Origin of the sequence: Pseudomonas sp. GM21 (genome assembly GCF_000282215.1) — a bacterium.
GTDB lineage: Bacteria > Pseudomonadota > Gammaproteobacteria > Pseudomonadales > Pseudomonadaceae > Aquipseudomonas.
This window is the reverse complement of the sequence record NZ_AKJS01000065.1, coordinates 1-13,154: the sequence shown is the minus strand read 5'-3', so window position 1 is coordinate 13,154 and position 13,154 is coordinate 1. Positions and strand designations below refer to the sequence as shown.

Below are 13,154 nucleotides of genomic sequence, written 5' to 3'. Positions count from 1 at the left end.
GCCTGCGAGGCTGCGTTCGGCGGCGCAGCCGTCGTAAACCCAGAGCGCGCGGTTTACGTGAAAAACCGCAGTGCCTGATTTCACGACTGCTTCGCAGCTGAACGCAGCCTCGCGGTGCTCGTCAGCTGCTACACAACGGATCGTGTGTGATTCAGAGGCTGTAGTAGTAACCACGGCTACGCAGGGCCACGATGCGTGGGCGGCCGTCGGGGTGCGGGCCGATTTTTTTGCGCAGGTTGCTGACGTGCATGTCCAGGCTGCGGTCGTACAGGGTCAACTTGCGGCCGAGGGCAATTTGCGCCAGTTCCTGTTTGTCCAGTGGCTCGCCGGGCTGCTTGAGCAGGGCTTCAAGCAAACGGCTTTCGGAGACGGTGAGGGTGAATTCCTGTTCATCGATGCTGACCACACCGCGTACCGGGCTGAAACACAAATCGCCCAGCTCCATGTGGCTGGACACCGCCGCCGGGTGGCTGCGGCGCAACACTGCGCGCAGACGGGCTGTCAGTTCCCGTGGGTCGCAGGGTTTGGCCAGGTAATCGTCCGCGCCAAGTTCCAGGCCGAGGATGCGGTCCAGTGGTTCGCCGCGCGCCGACAGCATCAGTACCGGCAAATCCGGGTGATCGTTGCGCAATTGCTTGAGCAGCTCCAGACCACTGCCGTCCGGCAGCATCACGTCCAGCACCACGGCGGCCGGGGAGGTTTCGGCCAGCGCGCGACGGGCACTCAGGCCATCGTGGCAAGCACGGACCTGAAAACCTTCCTGGCTCAACCAACTGCTCAGGAGCTCGCATAGCTCCTGGTCATCATCAATTAGTAACAGCTCGCTCATGAATCACTCAATTTAGCCATTGCCGACGTTTTCTGGTGGCACCACTGGCGAAGATACCGCACAGCAGGGCCGATAGCGCAACTCCTGCTCCAATGACAAACCACTGCTGCTGATCGGTCAGCAGGCGTGGCAGCGGGTTGCTGGTCTGCGTTTCCTTGAGTTGCAGCTTGAGGCGCTGATTCTCTTGGCGCAACCGGCCCAGTTGAGCGCTTTCGCGTTCGCCATCGGTATTTTGCAATTGTTTGTTCAGTTCTTCTCGTTGCTGTTCGCTTACCTTCAAGCGCTGCTGCAACTCGGCAATCTGGGTGCCGGCGCTCAGCGACAGCGGCGTCGAATTACCGCCCTCGGCGTTATCTTCACCGTGAGCCGGGGCCACCATCGACAACGTCACCAACAACAGACACAACGGACCCTTGCGCATCGCGACTCCTGATTCCAATCGAGTAATTGGGCAGGTTGTCGGCAGGCAAACGAGAATAATGAGCGATTGAGAGCGCGATGAACCGACAAGGTTCACCGCGCGGGGGCATTTTTGGGGGGAAGTTACGGCAGGACTTGCTTGAAGGGCTTGACCAGAACGTTGGCGTAGACGCCTGCGGCGATGTACGGATCAGCGTCGGCCCAGGCTTGTGCAGCGTTCAGGGAATCGAATTCGGCGACGATCAGGCTGCCGGTGAAACCCGCGGCGCCCGGATCATTGCTGTCCACTGCCGGGTGTGGACCGGCCAAAACAATGCGGCCTTCGCCCTTGAGCACTTGCAGGCGCTCAAGATGGGCAGGGCGCGCGGCCAGTCGGGCTTCCAGGGAGTTGGCGACGTCTGTGGCAATAATTGCGTAAAGCATGTCAGTCCTCGGTTTTTGGCGTAGTGGTATCGGCGTCGTGCATGTGGCGGGACAAGTAAATGCCCTGAGCAATCAGGAACAGCAGCGTCATGCCCAGGCTGCCGAAGACTTTGAAGTCGACCCAGTATTCCTGGTAGGTGAACGCGACGAACAGGTTGGCGGCACCGCAAAACAGGAAAAACGCGATCCAGGCGATGTTCAGGCGCGTCCAGACCGGCTCCGGCAGGGTCAGCGCGTGGCCCATGATGCGCTTGATCAACAGGCTGTCACCGATGAAATGGCTGCCAATGAATGCCAGGGCAAACAACCAGTTCACCACGGGCGCTTTCCACTTCAGGAAGGTTTCGCTGTGGAACGCCAGGGTCAGGCTACCAAAGACCAGGCAGGCGATGAGGGTCAGCCACTGGCTCTTCTCCAGCTTGCGCTGCTTGATGAACAGCGTGCCGTAAACCACCAGCGAACTGATGATCAACATTGCGGTGGCGCTGTAGATTCCGCCTACAGTCACCTCGTGACCGGCGATGTCAACGACCCGTGGATCGAGTTTGAAGACGATGAAAAACAGCAAAAGCGGGATGAAATCGATGAATTGTTTCACAGTGGCAGCCAGAAGCAGGATGTGGCGGCATAATAACAAACATATGGGCGCGCGATAGCGCCAGCTGATTTGAGGTAACAAAGTCCTGTGAATGTTGATTTGCACTGCCATAGCACGGCCTCCGATGGCGCCCTGGCGCCTGCGGTTCTGGTTGCGCGTGCGTTCGAGAAAGGCGTGCGAGTCCTGGCCTTGACCGACCACGACACCCTTGAGGGCCTTGATGAGGCCCGCACAGCCGCGACCGCGCTGGGGATGCAACTGGTCAATGGCGTCGAATTGTCCTGCACCTGGGGCGGCGCGACCATTCATGTATTGGGATACGGGTTTGATGTAACGGCGCCGCCGTTGGTCGAGGCGATCGCCAAACTGCACGATGGCCGTTGGCTACGATCCGAAGAAATAAGCCGCAAGCTGGCATTGAAGGGCATGCCGGGCGCGCTGGACGGTGCCCGGGCCATGCAGCAGGAACTGGGTGACAGCGGCAACGCACCGGCCCGCCCGCACTTCGCCGACTGGATGGTGCGGGAAGGGCATGTAAAGGACCGCGCCGAAGCGTTCCGCAAATGGTTGGGCGCCGGCAAGCTGGGCGACGTCAAGCAACACTGGCCGACCCTGGAAGAGACCGTCGAAACCTTGCGTGCCGCCAAGGCCTGGGTCAGCCTGGCGCATCCCTGGCACTACGATTTCACTCGCAGCAAGCGTCGTCGCCTGATTTCTGACTATATTCAAGCCGGAGGCCACGCGATTGAGGTGGTCAATGGCCATCAGCCTGCCGAACAAGTGGGCAGCCTGGCTATTCTTGCTCGTGAGTTCGGTCTGCTGGTCAGCGCCGGCAGTGATTTTCATGGCCCTGGAGGCTGGTCTGAGATCGGTGAATACCGCCCGCTCCCGGAGGATCTGCCACCACTGTGGTGTCGATTCAAACATGACCCAATTATTGCCGCCGTCTGAACAGGTAGAAAATGTGAGTCAATTTTTCCAGATTCATCCGGAAAACCCACAAGCACGCCTGATCAAACAGGCCGTCGAGATCATTCGCAGCGGCGGAGTGGTGGTGTATCCCACAGACTCGTCCTATGCCATTGGTTGCCAGATCGGCGACAAGAATGCCGTGGATCGCGTGCGCCGTTTGCGCGGGCTGGATGACAAACACAACTTCACACTGATTTGCAGCGACCTGTCGCAACTGGGGCTGTTCGCCAAGATCGATACCGGCACGTTCCGCTTGCTCAAGGCGCACCTGCCGGGGCCGTACACCTTCATTCTCAACGCCACCCGCGAAGTCCCGCGGCTGTTGCTGCACCCGAAAAAACGCACCATCGGCCTGCGTGTCCCGAGCCATCCGATTGCGCTGGCGCTGCTGGAACAGCTGGGCGAACCGCTGATGAGCGTGACCCTGATCATGCCCGGCGACATCGACCCGTTGACCGACCCATACGAAATGCGTCAATTGCTTGAACATCAGGTCGACCTGATCATTGACGGCGGTTTCGGCGGGATCAAGGCGTCGACTGTGATCAACCTCGCCGACGGCGAGCCGGAAGTGATCCGTGTCGGTTGCGGCGATCCTTCGCCGTTCATGGCCGAGGCGTAGATGTCAGCAGTAGAACCCGTTGTCGACAGTCAGGCCGGAGCCCAGCAAGAGCTGCCCTTCGCGATGGTGTATGGCCAGGCGGTCCTCGAAATGCCGCTGGACCTGTACATCCCGCCGGATGCACTTGAGGTGTTTCTCGAAGCTTTCGAAGGCCCGCTCGACCTGTTGCTGTACCTGATCCGCAAACAGAACATCAACATCCTCGACATCCCGGTGGCGGAAATCACTCGCCAGTACATGGGCTATGTCGAGTTGATGCAGTCGGTGCGCCTGGAACTGGCCGCCGAGTACCTGGTGATGGCCGCGATGCTGGCCGAGATCAAATCGCGGATGCTGCTGCCGCGAGCCGAAACCATTGAAGATGAAGAAGACGACCCCCGCGCCGAGTTGATCCGCCGCTTGCAGGAATACGAGCGCTTCAAGGCGGCTGCCGAAGGTATCGATGGCCTGAGCCGCGTCGGACGTGACGTGGTGGTGCCCAAGCTGGATGCCCCGGAAGCCCGGGCGCGCAAACTGTTGCCGGACGTGCGTCTATCGGAATTGCTGTTGTCCATGGCCGAGGTCCTGCGCCGTGGCGACATGTTCGAAAGCCACCAGGTCAGCCGCGAGGCGCTGTCCACCCGTGAACGCATGAGCGATGTGCTGGAGCGGCTCAAAGGTGGCGGTTTCGTGCCCTTTGTCGAGCTGTTCACCGCTGAAGAAGGACGACTCGGGGTGGTGGTGACCTTTATGGCGATCCTCGAACTGGTCAAGGAATCCTTGGTCGAGCTGGTGCAGAATGAGCCGTTCGCAGCGATCCACGTGCGGGCCCGAGCCGAATAACGAGTTGAATCATGAACCTGACTGAACCCCGCGAGCTGGCGCCACTGCTTGAAGCCTTTCTGTTGGCCTCGGGAAAACCGCAATCGCTTGAACGCCTGTTCGAACTGTTCGAAGAAGGGGAGCGGCCGGAGCCGCCGGTCTTCAAGAAAGCGCTAACGATTTTGGCCAAGTCCTGTGACGGTCGAGCTTTTGAGCTGAAGGAAGTGGCCTCCGGCTACCGTCTGCAAATCCGCGAAAAGTTCTCGCCGTGGGTCGGGCGTTTGTGGGAAGAGCGGCCGCAGCGTTATTCCCGCGCCATGCTCGAAACCATTGCGCTGATCGCCTATCGCCAGCCGATCACCCGGGGCGAGATCGAAGATGTGCGGGGCGTGGCGGTCAACAGTCAGATCGTCAAGACGCTGATGGAACGTGAGTGGATCCGCATCGTGGGCTACCGCGATGTGCCCGGCAAACCGGCGATGTTCGCGACCACCAAGGCGTTTCTCGATCACTTCAACCTGAAGAACCTCGACGATCTGCCGCCGCTGGCCGAGCTGCGCGAGCTGGAACCGGACCCGGTGCTCGACTTCGACGACGCCCCCGTGCCGGCCAGCCTGCAGGCATTGGCAGACGCCAGCGCCGAACCGGAAGAGCCGAAGGAAGAAACCAGTTTCCACACGCTGTTGCTGGAGCTGGACACCATGGAGGAGGGGCTCAAGACTGACTTCGATGATTTGCTGCGCGATGGCGACATACCTGCGGTTGAGCCTGAGATCGACAGCGAACTTCAGGTCGAGCCCGAAGCCACCGTCGAAGCAGAGCCGGAGCCAGAGCTGGAAGACGACGTGCTGGGTGTCGCCGAGGCTCGCGAAAAACTCCTGGCCGCCGTCGCGGCGCTTGAACAACCGAAACCCGAGCCCGAGCCCGAGTTAAGCGACGAAGAAGCCGAAGCCCGGGCGCTCGCTGAAGCCATTGAAGCCGAACGCCGCGAGTTCGATGACTGACGCAGTCCCTCAAACAATAGAGATCCCTGTGGGAGCGGGGGGTGATGTTTTGAATCAAGCCGAACGCCACCGGTCGGCGGAAAAACAGGTAACTCTGCACTCATCAACTAGTCTCTGATGCGAAATCGCCCGCATGAGCGTATGATTCGCGACCCTTTGGCGATCCCTTCGCCCTAGCGCACAGTTTTACATCGCTTCAGGACGCTCAATTCAGGGCAGCCTGAACAGACCACACCGGGAGGTGCCCAGATGAGTATCAACGACCAGAAAGACGACCAGGAAATCGGCCCGGCAGGCGAAAAACTGCAGAAAGTCCTCGCCCGTATCGGCGTCGGCTCGCGCCGTGACGTAGAAGCCTGGATCAGCCACGGCCGCATCAAGGTCAATGGCAAAGACGCCACGCTCGGTCAGCGTGTCGACATGCACGACGCCATCACCATTGATGGCAAGGTGATCAAGCGCGAAGAAGCCGCCGAGTCGGTACGCCGCGTGATCATGTACAACAAGCCCGACGGTGAAATCTGCACCCGTGTCGACCCGGAAGGCCGTCCGACCGTTTTCGACAAGATGCCGCGCCCGAAAGAAGGTCGCTGGATCAATATCGGCCGTCTGGACATCAACACCACTGGTCTGCTGATGTTCACCACCGACGGTGAACTGGCCAACCGCCTGATGCACCCTTCCTACGAAATGGACCGTGAATACGCGGTACGTGTACGTGGCGAAGTGGACGACGAGATGATCGAGCGTCTGAAAGCAGGCGTCGTCCTCGAAGACGGCCCGGCCAAGTTCACCGACATCAAGCAGGCGCCAGGCGGCGAAGGTTTCAACCACTGGTACCACTGCGTGGTGATGGAAGGTCGTAACCGCGAAGTTCGTCGTCTGTGGGAATCCCAGGGCCTGGTGGTCAGCCGTTTGAAGCGCGTGCGTTTCGGTCCGGTATTCCTCAACTCCGACCTGCCGATGGGCCGCTGGCGCGAAATGAGCCAGTACGAAGTCGACATTCTGAGTGCTGAAGTTGGCCTGACGCCGGTAGCGATGCCGCAGATGAACGCCAAGAGCAAAGACAAGCTTGATCGCATGCAGCGTAAATCGTCGCGTCCGATGGGCAAGACCGAGCGTGTGCGTACGTTGCGTCCAGCAGCCGGTGGCCAGCCATCTGTTGCTCCGCGTGATTCCCGTGAACCGCATATCGAAGGCGAGCGTCCAGCCCGAAAACCAGCAGCACCTCGTGCTGATGGCGAGCGCGGTCCACGCACACCACGTCCAGCCAATGGTCGCACCGAGCGCGGCGAAGGCCGTGGTGCGCCAAGCGGCGGTCGCAGCGATCGCGCTCCGGCGGGTCGTGGTGAGTCGGGTCGCGGTACGCCAGTAGCAGACCGTCCTGCCGACACCAAGCGTCCGGCCAAGCCAGCGCCGAAGAAACGCCCAGGCATCGTCCTGGTCGACAAGGACGCGCCATCGGGCAAGCGCCGTGGTGCACCAGCCGGTTCGGGCCAGCGTCCGGGCTTTGGTCGTCGCAAGCCTGAGTAATCGGTAAGCGCTGCATAAAAAACGCCATCCCTCGGGGTGGCGTTTTTTTTTGTCTGGCTTTAAGTGTTGTGGTGAATAGTCGGGCGTCATCGCGAGCAGGCTCGCTCCCACAGTTGATCGCATTCCAATGTGGGAGCGAGCCTGCTCGCGAAGGCGCCAGTAGTGACACCGTCGTATATGTGCAGTCGTCTGACTGACGAATCCGATCAGGAAAATATTCGTTACGGCATGTAAAGAAATCCTGACGAAATCTTGCCTGAAACGCCATGAGTTTACGTTCACGGAAGGGGTGTAAGGAAAATCTGCCGAAATCAATCTGCGTGCCGCTCTCCCAAGGCTCTGGACTGCTTGTTTCAGCGGCGCGGGCAGGGTCAGATGCGCCACATGCCTGTCGTGCAGGTGCATAACAAGAAGGAGGCGCAATGTACGCCGTGACTCATCCCCATCTCCTATCGAGGGGCGATTTTTCGATTGCTCCCGTCACTGACCCGCAAAGGTCTGACTCCATTTTTGCAGCCGCCCGAGACGCTCGGGGTGGACACAGGCAATCCCGGCAAACGACACGCTGATCCAGCGGGTCTGGCAGCAGGGGGTTACAGGTGTACAATGCGCCGCGTTTTAACTGTGACCTCCTGCGCACCAGCGCAAACCTCAAGGCTATCCGCCTTGTTCACTCCGCCGCGCCACAAGCGTGTCGGGTTCGATTTCGTCACAGATAAAAACAAACAGGTGACGCATGAACGTTGTAAATACGCAGAACGTGAGACCCTTTTCATGAGTGGACAAACCTCGCAGTCAGGCGAGCTCAAGCGCGGCCTGAAAAATCGCCACATTCAATTGATTGCCCTCGGTGGCGCGATCGGTACCGGCTTGTTCCTTGGCTCGGCCGGGGTACTGAAATCCGCCGGCCCGTCGATGATCCTCGGCTACGCCATCTGCGGCTTCATTGCGTTCATGATCATGCGCCAGCTCGGCGAAATGATCGTTGAAGAGCCCGTCGCCGGTTCATTCAGCCACTTCGCGCACAAATACTGGGGCGGTTTTGCCGGCTTCCTGTCGGGCTGGAACTGCTGGATCCTGTACATCCTGGTGGGCATGTCGGAGCTGACCGCGGTCGGCAAATACATCCACTACTGGGCGCCGGACATCCCGACCTGGGTCTCGGCCGCCGGGTTCTTCGTGCTGATCAATCTGATCAACCTGGCCAACGTCAAAGTCTTTGGCGAGGCCGAGTTCTGGTTTGCGATCATCAAGGTGGTTGCCATCGTGGGCATGATTGCCCTGGGCAGCTACCTGTTGGTCAGCGGTAATGGCGGCCCGCAAGCGGCGGTCAGCAACCTGTGGTCCCACGGTGGTTTCTTCCCCAATGGCGTCAGCGGTCTGGTGATGGCCATGGCGATCATCATGTTCTCCTTCGGCGGCCTGGAAATGCTCGGTTTCACCGCTGCTGAAGCCGACAAGCCGAAAACCGTGATCCCGAAAGCCATCAACCAGGTGATCTACCGGATCCTGATTTTCTACATCGGCGCGCTGGTCATTCTGCTGTCGCTGACGCCATGGGACAGCTTGCTGGCGACCCTGAACGCCTCGGGTGATTCCTACAGCGGCAGCCCGTTCGTGCAAGTGTTCTCGATGCTCGGCAGCAACACCGCCGCGCACATCCTCAACTTCGTGGTATTGACCGCGGCATTGTCGGTGTACAACAGCGGCACCTACTGCAACAGCCGCATGCTGCTGGGCATGGCCGAGCAGGGCGATGCGCCGAAGGCGTTGTCGAAGATCGACAAGCGTGGCGTACCGGTGCGTTCGATCCTCGCCTCGGCGGCGGTAACGCTGATCGCGGTGCTGTTGAACTACCTGATCCCGCAAAACGCGCTGGAACTGCTGATGTCGCTGGTGGTTGCAACCCTGGTGATCAACTGGGCGATGATCAGCTTCTCGCACTTCAAGTTCCGCCAACACATGAACAAGACCAAACAAACGCCGCTGTTCAAGGCGCTGTGGTACCCGTACGGGAACTATGTCTGCCTGGCGTTCGTCGTGTTCATCCTGGGCGTGATGCTGCTGATTCCGGGGATCCAGGTCTCGGTGTACGCGATTCCGGTGTGGGTCGTGTTCATGTGGGTCTGCTACGGCATCAAGAACAAGCGCAGCGCCCAACACGCACTGCACGCAGCAGGCTCAAGCGCGAAGTAAACGCAGAGCGCAGAAACAACAAACCCGGCCAATGTGCCGGGTTTTTTGTTCTTGTTGCGTTAACTTTAGATTGCGCTGTAATCCCGTTCCTACATAAGCATTCATCGTTTACTACAGTGATTTCTGAAATTTCCAAAAGGTTGGCTGATGCTAGTTAATTCAGAAGCTGCCTACACCCTGCCTAATGCTTTTTTTGCCATAGTCTGCCGCTTTGAATACATCAAGGATTAGTGCTAATGGCCAGTCACAGCTACATGAGTATTACCGGTAAGCGACAAGGGCTTATTTCTGCCGGCTGTTCAGGCCAAAGCTCACTTGGTAACAAGTGCCAGTTCGCGCATCAGGACGAAATCATGGTGCTGGCTTATTCGCACGATATGGTCACCGGTAATGATGGGAGTATCGCAGGTGCTCGCGGCCAGCACAGGCCTGTCATGATTACCAAGGCTATCGATAAGTCATCGCCTCTATTAGCCAGTGCACTGCATGAGCGTGAAGAGGTTGAGTGTATTATTAATCTCTATCGCACCGCCTCTGCTGGGGGGCAGGAGCGATATTATTCAATACATCTTACTGGTGCGCGTATTGCGCATATCACTCAGCAAGTCCCACACGCAATACGTATGAACGACGCAGAGCCAGGTATTTCGGTCATTGGTAATTCAGCAGGGCTAGGTGTAGTTCCGGGGGGAGTGATGGTCGGGCATGGTGTAAATAATATTTATGAAGGCTTGGGTAATATTTATCATGGGCCGGGAACTTCAGGGTCGGTCGGGCCTGTCAGGCGTCTCTACAGAGCTTTATTTGACGACGCGCGAGGTGATATTGCTTATTATTCTGTAGATTTAATTGCTTCAGGGTACGGAATTTCTAGGAAGGTACTGAAGCCTGGAGCGGTGGAGCTATTCAGGCGTGACCCAATAAACTACGAGAGAGCTTTCCGGCAAACGGGAAAACTGGCGTTGGCTTTCGAGGCGTTAGTCGATTTTCTGACCATCAATACAATGTTTTCAGAAGAAGAGTCATCGCGTTGAGGTGGTGTGTTGTGAGGAGCGAGCTATTTATGTTTTTCCACGCATTCTTGGAAAGTAAAAAACCAATCCCAAAAAAACAATAATTGCATATGCTGCCAAATAGGTAGCATCTAAATATTCTTCATCTATGTGGATTATTTTTCTTATGCCGAATACGATTAGCCCGGTCGGCAGTCCGGAGCCGGCTAAAACCATGAGGGTTACTGAAATATAGTATCTAATATTTTCAAGGTTCATTATTTAACATATTTTGTCGATGTGAGATCCTAGATTAATATTGCCGTTCGAAACAATGCAACTCACACTTCGAAAATCTGAGAGTGCTGTAAGAAAAGTCTCGTGTGCTTTAATTCATTTCGCCTGCACCTGTGATTGTCTGCAAATCAGAACCTCGCTCGCGGTATCCTGACCACCCTGAACTCGGACGCTTTTCCATGCTGGTAATTTCCAACAATGTGCATCTGCCGGATGCCGAGATCGAGTTGACGGCCATCCGCGCGCAGGGCGCCGGCGGGCAGAACGTCAACAAGGTGTCCACCGCCGTGCACCTGCGCTTCGACATTCCGGCCTCGTCCTTGCCCGAGTTCTACAAGGAGCGGCTGCTGGCGCTGCGCGACAGTCGCATCACCAGCGAAGGTGTGTTGATCATCAAGGCCCAGCAGTACCGCACGCAGGAGGCCAATCGCGCGGATGCGTTGGAGAGATTGACCGAGTTGATCCTCAGTGCGACCAAGGTCGAGAAGAAGCGCCGCCCGACCAAGCCGACCCTCGGTTCGAAGAAACGACGGCTCGAATCGAAGACCAAGCGCGGGAGCATCAAGGCCGGGCGCGGCAAGGTCGATTTTTAACGTGACTCGCGCGCTTCGCGTTGCTTGGGGGCTTGCCGGTACAAGTAAACGCTCAATGCCAAACCGCTCAGCGCGGCAATCGCGGCGAACAAAAAAATCGAAGCAAAACCAAACCCGGCCGCAATGGCCCCCGCCAGTGGCCCGGTAATCCCCAGCGACAAATCAATGAACAGCGAATAAGCCCCGACAGCCGCACCACGGCTGGAGGCGGGTACCAGGTTGACCGCCTCCACGCCCAGCGCCGGAAACACCAGCGAAAAACCGAAACCGCTCAGCGCCGCACCGGCCAGCGCCCAATGGGCATCCGGCGCCAGCCACAGCAGCAGCAACCCCAGGGTTTCCACGGACAGACAGGCAATAGCCACGCGAAAACCGCCTAGGCGATTGATCAGGTTGCCAAACAGCAGGCGCGCACCGATGAAACTGGCGCCGAACAAGCTCAGGCACAACACCGCGTTGTCCCAATGCTGCGTGGCGTAATACAAGGTGATGAAGGTGGCGATGGTGCCAAAACCGATGGAGCCCAGCGCCAATCCACACCCGTGGGGCAGTACCCGCCCCAGCACATGCATGAACGGCAAGCGCTCACCGACCACGATCGGCGCAGCGGTTTTTGGCCAGGCCAGTGCCAGCCCGAGAACGGCCAACAGCACAATGCTCACGCCCATGCTCCACAAACCTAACTGATGTACCAGCAACACGCCCAATGGCGCGCCGATGGCCAGTGCGCCGTAGCTGGCGATGCCGTTCCAGGAAATCACCTTGGCGGTGTTTGCCGCACCCACCCGGCCGATGCCCCAGCCAATCGATCCCGAGCCGACCAGACTTTCGGCGCTGCCGAGCACCAGGCGGCCGATCAGCAGGCTGATCAGGCTCAGTGTCGGCAGGCTCTGAGTCCAGGCGGAAATCAGCATGAACACACCGCTCAAGCCGCAACCGGCCAGGCCGTACATCACCGCCAGTTTGCTGCCCTTGTTGTCGATGATTTTGCCGGCATAAGGGCGGCTGAGCAGGGTGGCCAGGTATTGCACACTGATCACCAGCCCGGCGATGACCGCGCCGAAACCGAGGTCGCTGTGGACGTAGCCGGGCAATACGGCCAGGGGAATGCCGATATTCAGGTAGCCGATGAAGGTAAACAGGACGATGGAAACGACTTGCAGCGTGACCGCCAGGGGGCGCTGGTTTTCAGACATGGGTAAAGGTCCACGGGAAAGCAGGATAGATAGGCTGCTTATGATAGCGGCGCGAGCGGCTGCGGGTCGTGGAAAAAGTAAAACTATTTGCCGGGCGACAGGGATCAGGGTTTGGGGGGGGCAACCAGTTGCGTCGTGACCAAGGCGGCCAGGGCATTTTCTTGAGTGCCGAAACGTGCGAGTAGCGCGGCTTGTTTCTCGGGGGAGAGGCGATTCCAGATATCGATCATCTTCTCGGCGGTGCCGATCAGGACGCTGGCCTGGATTTCATTGAATTCGTCGGTCATGGCGTGTAGCTCAAGGTTCAGGCGGTGTGGAAAGCGCATGTTAGCGCTTTCCACACGGTCTGGCATTGCAGGTGTTTCAGTCGTCGCTGTCGGCCTGGCGGCGTTCAGTGGCTTGTTTCGGTTCGGGCTGTTGGGCGCCGGCTTGTTGCGTGGTTGTCTGCTCAGTTTCGTGCAGGCTTGGGAAGGGGAGATTAGGGATCTCGTGCATGGTTCGCGCTCCTCGCAAAGTCTGTTGATAGATCTGGTAGATCCGCGCTTGTACAAAGCCTGGGCAGGATACAGCAGTAAAAATGACAAGCAGACTTTTATCTGGGATTTCTGCGACCAATGGCCGCAGGGAGGGAAGAATCGGGATTGGGTAGCAGCTGCCGAGCCTGCGAGGCTGCGTTCG

The 13,154-nt window shown here is 58.4% G+C and carries 15 protein-coding genes; 9 read left to right on the top strand and 6 right to left on the bottom strand.

What is annotated here, in order from left to right:
• Positions 1 to 151 precede the first annotated feature (151 nt).
• The 4 genes from PMI22_RS20740 to PMI22_RS20755 all read right to left on the bottom strand — a co-directional run bounded on the left by PMI22_RS20740 (position 152) and on the right by PMI22_RS20755 (position 2,270).
• Entirely contained in the window at positions 152 to 829 is a 678-nt protein-coding gene (locus tag PMI22_RS20740) for a response regulator transcription factor (RefSeq protein ID WP_007944411.1), read from the bottom strand.
• Between the two features lie 7 nt (positions 830 to 836).
• Positions 837 to 1,250, bottom strand: a complete 414-nt coding sequence (locus PMI22_RS20745; protein ID WP_007944410.1) for a hypothetical protein — start codon at positions 1,248 to 1,250, stop codon at positions 837 to 839.
• A 122-nt stretch (positions 1,251 to 1,372) separates the two neighbouring features.
• A complete protein-coding gene (locus tag PMI22_RS20750; protein ID WP_007944409.1) occupies positions 1,373 to 1,672 on the bottom strand; it encodes a YciI family protein in 300 nt (99 codons plus the stop codon).
• A gap of 1 nt (position 1,673) precedes the next feature.
• The gene (locus tag PMI22_RS20755) at positions 1,674 to 2,270 is read right to left on the bottom strand and encodes a septation protein A (protein WP_033049005.1); all 597 of its coding nucleotides are present in this window, start codon (positions 2,268 to 2,270) and stop codon (positions 1,674 to 1,676) included.
• 87 nt (positions 2,271 to 2,357) lie between these two features.
• On the opposite strand from PMI22_RS20755, the gene PMI22_RS20760 reads away from it, so the two are divergent.
• The 8 genes from PMI22_RS20760 (at position 2,358) to arfB (ending at position 11,280) form a co-directional block, all read left to right on the top strand.
• Positions 2,358 to 3,221, top strand: coding sequence for a PHP domain-containing protein (locus tag PMI22_RS20760; RefSeq protein ID WP_033049003.1), 864 nt, complete (start codon positions 2,358 to 2,360; stop codon positions 3,219 to 3,221).
• A 13-nt stretch (positions 3,222 to 3,234) separates the two neighbouring features.
• Positions 3,235 to 3,864, top strand: coding sequence for an L-threonylcarbamoyladenylate synthase (locus PMI22_RS20765; protein ID WP_033049013.1), 630 nt, complete (start codon positions 3,235 to 3,237; stop codon positions 3,862 to 3,864).
• Entirely contained in the window at positions 3,865 to 4,686 is an 822-nt protein-coding gene (locus PMI22_RS20770; protein ID WP_007944404.1) for a segregation and condensation protein A, read from the top strand.
• Positions 4,687 to 4,697: 11 nt separating this feature from the next.
• Positions 4,698 to 5,669, top strand: a complete 972-nt coding sequence (gene scpB / locus PMI22_RS20775; protein ID WP_007944403.1) for an SMC-Scp complex subunit ScpB — start codon at positions 4,698 to 4,700, stop codon at positions 5,667 to 5,669.
• Positions 5,670 to 5,918: 249 nt separating this feature from the next.
• Positions 5,919 to 7,202: a 23S rRNA pseudouridine(2605) synthase RluB gene (gene rluB / locus PMI22_RS20780; protein ID WP_007944402.1), complete on the top strand. Its 1,284-nt coding sequence runs from the start codon at positions 5,919 to 5,921 to the stop codon at positions 7,200 to 7,202.
• A gap of 774 nt (positions 7,203 to 7,976) precedes the next feature.
• On the top strand, positions 7,977 to 9,398 hold the full coding sequence (locus PMI22_RS20785; protein WP_033049012.1) for an amino acid permease: 1,422 nt from the start codon (positions 7,977 to 7,979) through the stop codon (positions 9,396 to 9,398).
• A 236-nt stretch (positions 9,399 to 9,634) separates the two neighbouring features.
• Positions 9,635 to 10,432, top strand: coding sequence for a type VI secretion system tube protein TssD (tssD, locus tag PMI22_RS31930; protein ID WP_007944400.1), 798 nt, complete (start codon positions 9,635 to 9,637; stop codon positions 10,430 to 10,432).
• A gap of 434 nt (positions 10,433 to 10,866) precedes the next feature.
• Positions 10,867 to 11,280, top strand: a complete 414-nt coding sequence (gene arfB / locus PMI22_RS20790) for an alternative ribosome rescue aminoacyl-tRNA hydrolase ArfB (RefSeq protein WP_007944399.1) — start codon at positions 10,867 to 10,869, stop codon at positions 11,278 to 11,280.
• Here arfB and PMI22_RS20795 read toward each other — a convergent pair.
• Together PMI22_RS20795 and PMI22_RS20800 are read right to left on the bottom strand one after the other, a co-directional pair.
• Positions 11,277 to 12,476 (bottom strand): MFS transporter, encoded by a 1,200-nt coding sequence (locus PMI22_RS20795; RefSeq protein ID WP_007944398.1) that lies wholly within the window; start codon positions 12,474 to 12,476, stop codon positions 11,277 to 11,279. The two genes, arfB and PMI22_RS20795, sit on opposite strands and share 4 nt — an antisense overlap.
• A 104-nt stretch (positions 12,477 to 12,580) precedes the next feature.
• Positions 12,581 to 12,763: a hypothetical protein gene (locus PMI22_RS20800; protein ID WP_033049007.1), complete on the bottom strand. Its 183-nt coding sequence runs from the start codon at positions 12,761 to 12,763 to the stop codon at positions 12,581 to 12,583.
• 37 nt (positions 12,764 to 12,800) lie between these two features.
• On the opposite strand from PMI22_RS20800, the gene PMI22_RS31925 reads away from it, so the two are divergent.
• Positions 12,801 to 13,154 (top strand): hypothetical protein (locus tag PMI22_RS31925; RefSeq protein ID WP_238543914.1); only part of this gene is annotated, 354 nt, incomplete at its 3' end.

Excerpts from the sequence above, each read along its gene's own strand:
- arfB (WP_007944399.1), top strand. The coding sequence starts at position 10,867 with ATGCTGGTAATTTCCAACAATGTGCATCTGCCGGATGCCGAGATCGAG.
- PMI22_RS20795 (WP_007944398.1), bottom strand. The coding sequence starts at position 12,476 with ATGTCTGAAAACCAGCGCCCCCTGGCGGTCACGCTGCAAGTCGTTTCC.
- scpB (WP_007944403.1), top strand. The coding sequence starts at position 4,698 with ATGAACCTGACTGAACCCCGCGAGCTGGCGCCACTGCTTGAAGCCTTT.
- tssD (WP_007944400.1), top strand. The coding sequence starts at position 9,635 with ATGGCCAGTCACAGCTACATGAGTATTACCGGTAAGCGACAAGGGCTT.
- rluB (WP_007944402.1), top strand. The coding sequence starts at position 5,919 with ATGAGTATCAACGACCAGAAAGACGACCAGGAAATCGGCCCGGCAGGC.
- PMI22_RS20770 (WP_007944404.1), top strand. The coding sequence starts at position 3,865 with ATGTCAGCAGTAGAACCCGTTGTCGACAGTCAGGCCGGAGCCCAGCAA.
- PMI22_RS20740 (WP_007944411.1), bottom strand. The coding sequence starts at position 829 with ATGAGCGAGCTGTTACTAATTGATGATGACCAGGAGCTATGCGAGCTC.
- PMI22_RS20745 (WP_007944410.1), bottom strand. The coding sequence starts at position 1,250 with ATGCGCAAGGGTCCGTTGTGTCTGTTGTTGGTGACGTTGTCGATGGTG.
- PMI22_RS20800 (WP_033049007.1), bottom strand. The coding sequence starts at position 12,763 with ATGACCGACGAATTCAATGAAATCCAGGCCAGCGTCCTGATCGGCACC.
- PMI22_RS20750 (WP_007944409.1), bottom strand. The coding sequence starts at position 1,672 with ATGCTTTACGCAATTATTGCCACAGACGTCGCCAACTCCCTGGAAGCC.
- PMI22_RS20785 (WP_033049012.1), top strand. The coding sequence starts at position 7,977 with ATGAGTGGACAAACCTCGCAGTCAGGCGAGCTCAAGCGCGGCCTGAAA.